The organism is Brenneria salicis ATCC 15712 = DSM 30166, assembly GCF_003315515.1.
Classification (GTDB): Bacteria; Pseudomonadota; Gammaproteobacteria; order Enterobacterales; family Enterobacteriaceae; genus Brenneria; species Brenneria salicis.
The window spans coordinates 1-3,718 of record NZ_QNRY01000084.1; the positions used below are offsets into that span (position 1 = coordinate 1).

The 3,718-nt window shown below is 43.9% G+C and carries 5 protein-coding genes and 1 rRNA gene; 2 read left to right on the plus strand and 4 right to left on the minus strand.

Annotation, left to right across the window (positions count from 1 at the left end):
• Positions 1–373: 373 nt before the first annotated feature.
• Genes dsbA through DES54_RS18290 form a run of 3 tightly spaced genes read right to left on the minus strand, consistent with a single transcriptional unit; the run spans position 374 to position 2,335 of the window.
• Positions 374–997 carry a thiol:disulfide interchange protein DsbA gene (gene dsbA, locus DES54_RS18280; RefSeq protein WP_113869776.1) on the minus strand — a complete coding sequence of 208 codons (624 nt, stop codon included), beginning with the start codon at positions 995–997 and terminating at the stop codon, positions 374–376.
• A gap of 24 nt (positions 998–1,021) precedes the next feature.
• Positions 1,022–2,008, minus strand: coding sequence for a serine/threonine protein kinase (locus tag DES54_RS18285; RefSeq protein WP_113869778.1), 987 nt, complete (start codon positions 2,006–2,008; stop codon positions 1,022–1,024).
• A 57-nt stretch (positions 2,009–2,065) separates the two neighbouring features.
• Complete coding sequence (locus tag DES54_RS18290) at positions 2,066–2,335, minus strand: YihD family protein (RefSeq protein WP_113869780.1); 270 nt, start codon at positions 2,333–2,335, stop codon at positions 2,066–2,068.
• Positions 2,336–2,458: 123 nt separating this feature from the next.
• Here DES54_RS18290 and mobA point away from each other — a divergent pair, with 123 nt between their 5' ends.
• Together mobA and mobB are read left to right on the plus strand one after the other, a co-directional pair.
• Positions 2,459–3,037, plus strand: a complete 579-nt coding sequence (mobA, locus tag DES54_RS18295; protein WP_113869784.1) for a molybdenum cofactor guanylyltransferase MobA — start codon at positions 2,459–2,461, stop codon at positions 3,035–3,037.
• Positions 3,027–3,548: a molybdopterin-guanine dinucleotide biosynthesis protein MobB gene (gene mobB, locus DES54_RS18300; protein ID WP_113869782.1), complete on the plus strand. Its 522-nt coding sequence runs from the start codon at positions 3,027–3,029 to the stop codon at positions 3,546–3,548. The genes mobA and mobB overlap by 11 nt, the downstream gene beginning before the upstream one ends.
• An 80-nt stretch (positions 3,549–3,628) precedes the next feature.
• Here the strand turns inward: mobB and rrf are convergent.
• A 5S ribosomal RNA gene (rrf, locus tag DES54_RS18305) occupies positions 3,629–3,718 on the minus strand; the annotation flags it as partial.

The window sequence follows — 3,718 nt, forward strand, 5'->3', positions numbered from 1 at the left end:
TTTTATGGATGGTTTTCTGCATCCGACGTCGTTCGGTACGGGGTATTGGTGCTATGATCGGCATCGCTCAGTCCGGTTGGTGATTTGTGATTTTTAGCGATTGATCAGATCGCTCAACTCGGACTGAGTTCCCTCAAAGTGATCTACTATTTGGAACAGCTATTTAGGAACGTTGATTCTCTTTATATCCATATCATTCATAAAGTTAAAATAATTTTTATTATTTTCAGGCTTCAATAAAAGACAATCCATTTTGTGGATATAATATTGCTTTAATAAAAAATTATTAAATTTTAGGACTTTATTGAGAGATAAAAAGGCTGAAGGGACTAAATAAACCACGCCAATTTGACTGGCGTGGTTTATTTATCGCTTATTTTTTATCGATGAGGAATTTCGCAACATCGGCATACTGTTTCACATACGCCTCCATTGAACTGGTATCCAAACCATCATTCTTAATCATATATTTGCCATTAACAAACATGGCTGGAACACCACGTAATTGTAAATCCGCCGCTGCTTTTTCTTGCTGAGCAACCAAAGATTTCACAACAAAGCTATTTAGCGCACCATCAAATTCTTCCGCACTGACGCCAGCGTCGATAAAAATCTTACGAATATCGTCAGGCGTTTTTACTGTTTGTGTTTTCTGAACCGCATCAAACATTGGCGGGGTAATTTTATTTTCTACGCCCAATGCGATGGCCACAGCCCAAGCTTGCGTCAGATTTTTGCCCAGAGGCCCCAAAAAATCAACATGATAGCGAGTCATTTTTGTCCCTTCCGGCAGCGCTTTCTTCACCGCTTCCGGTATATGATAAACCTGCGCAAATTGATAACAATGCGGGCAATAGAACGAGAAGAACTCAAGAACCTGAGGTTCCTGAGTTGCCGGTTTATCCAATTCGACAAATTGTTTGCCATTGGAAAACTCTGCTGCCGAAGCGCTAAATGACAGAACAATACCAATCAGTGCAAACCATAGTTTTTTCATAAAATATACTCTCTTCATTTAATTTCAGTACATTGGCATTAACTGCAAAGGGGGACTCTGTAGCAGCTTAGCCTGTTCGATAAATATTGATGTCTGCTTAAGCCAAAAATCAGCGTCTGTCATCCACGGGAAATTTCGGGGAAAAGCGGGATCTTCCCAACGGCGAGCAACCCAGGCCAGATAATAAACCTGTCTCATCGCGCGTAAAGGTTCGATTAATGCCAACTGATCATCCTGAAATTCAGCAAACTCACTGTAAGCCTCCAATAGAATATCCAGTTGTATACGTTGTTCCTGGCGCTCGCCATGCAGCAACATCCATAAATCCTGTATTGCCGGGCCATTGCGCGCATCATCTAAATCCACAAAAAACGGACCGTCGCGCCACAAAATATTGCCCGGATGACAATCACCATGCAAACGCAGCGAATGCCAGTCAGTACGCCAATAAGACTCAACTATATCAATGAGTCTACTGGTTGCCTGTAAAAAAGTATTTCGCTGGCTTTTCGGTATTAATGGGCAATGCTCCAACAATTGATAAGGTTCATACAAATACTCATTCAACCCGATCGTTGGTCGCATGGAAAAGGAAGATTTGCTGCCCGTCTGATGAATTCGACCTAAGAATCGGCCAACCCATTCCAACTGTTCTTCATTATCCATTTCATATTGCCGCCCGCCGACGCTGGGGAACACCGCAAAATGGAACCCTTCATAAAGATGCAAAGTACGGCCATTTAACGTTAACGGAGCCACAACCGGGACTTCATCTTCAGCAAGTTCCTGGGCAAACCCATGTTCTTCAAGAATTTGCGCTTCCGCCCACCGCTCCGGGCGGTAAAACTTCACGACATACCGTTTCCGTTCTTCATCTGTAAACTGATATACCCGGTTTTCATAGCTGTTTAAAGCGGTCAAACCCGAATCGACACGCAATCCGGCGTCCAGCAATGCATCCATGATTAATTCAGGGAACAATGTCTGAAAATTAAAAACTGAGCTGTTCATAACAACCACTATCAGTATGTAAGATAACTATGAGCACTTATCGGCATCTGGAACCTGTTAGTCTTTAATGACGCCACGCGCACGGAGTAATGCCGTTTTGAAATCTTCTTCATAATCTTTTTTCAAACCAGGAATCACCTGTTCTTTATCTGAATCACGCATCTTCAGATGGTAAATAAGGATATCATCAGTTAGCTCATTTAACTGCCCCTCAAACCCCGCCTCCTGTGCAAGTTTTTGTAAAAATTGAACAAGATTTAAATCAGGCTCTTTTTGCCAGGCAGGGTGCAGCAGTTCGACCAGTTCATTAACGCGATGGCATTTCATTTTTTATCCTCAGAAAGTAAAACTATGACAAAAATAACAGTCTTGGTGGTATGTGGAAAGAACTTGGTCTTCAGTAAAAGTTTTCAGAAAATGACATATAACTCAGGTTATAGGGGCAAAAAAATGATCACGGGCGTCATTCTGGCTGGTGGACAGTCAACACGAATGGGCGGTAATGACAAGGGGCTGATGGAGCTCCAGGGCATACCGCTATACCAGCATGTCCTCAGCCGGCTAAAAAATCAGGTTGATGGCATCATCATCAGTGCCAATCGTAATCTTTGTGCTTACCGGCAAAGTGGATATCCAGTCATCAGTGACATTGATAAAGGCTTTGCTGGTCCATTGGCTGGTATCCTAACCGGAATGCAGGCGGCGACATCTGAATGGATTGTCTTTGTTCCTTGTGATGTTCCAGGGCTCCCCTTGGATCTTGTCCATCGACTCTGTGAAGCGAAAGAGGGAAATAACGCAGTCTATGTAACCGATGGGCATCGTGATCATCCGACACTGTTGCTAATCAATCGATGCCTCATCGAACCACTGAAAACCTATCTTCATAATGGAGATCGTAAATTGATGCTTTTTATCGAACAGATAGGTGCCAAAGCGGTTTCATTTGCCGATCAACCCAATGCCTTCCTCAACCTGAACTCATCGGAAGACTTATTCAACTGGCAGAGGCATCATAATGAATATTAATGTCCCACCTCTGCTTGCCATCGCAGCCTATAGCGGTACAGGAAAAACCACGCTGCTCAAAGAAGTCATCCCACAATTGGTAGAACACGGCATTAAGGTGGGTCTAATCAAGCATACGCACCATCAAATGGATATTGATACGCCAGGCAAGGATAGCTACGAATTACGCAAGGCAGGGGCGACACAAACCATCGTGGCAAGTAACCAACGATGGGCGTTGATGACAGAAACGGCGGAACAGAAATCACCTGATCTCTATGAATTAGCCAGTAAAATGGATACGTCATCGCTTGATCTTGTCCTGGTCGAAGGATTCAAACATGAAGAGGTCAGTAAGATCGTCTTGTTTCGTCAATCTTTAGGCAGAGAGCTTGCTGATTTACTTGATGAATATGTGATTGCTATTGCTTCAGACACAGAAATAGAAACCGCCCCTCTTCCAAGGTTAGATATCAATCAACCACAACAAGTAGCCCAGTTTATAGCCGTGTGGTTGTCACAGAAAACATAGGTCACACAGCCAATCTTATTCCAGCCCGCCACAACGCAAAAAGCCCCCTGCTTACGCAGGAGGCTTTCCACTTAGTTGATGCCTGGCAGTTCCCTACTCTCACATGGGGAGACCCCACACTACCATCGGCGCTACGGCGTTTCACTGCTGAGTTCGGCATGGGGTCAGGT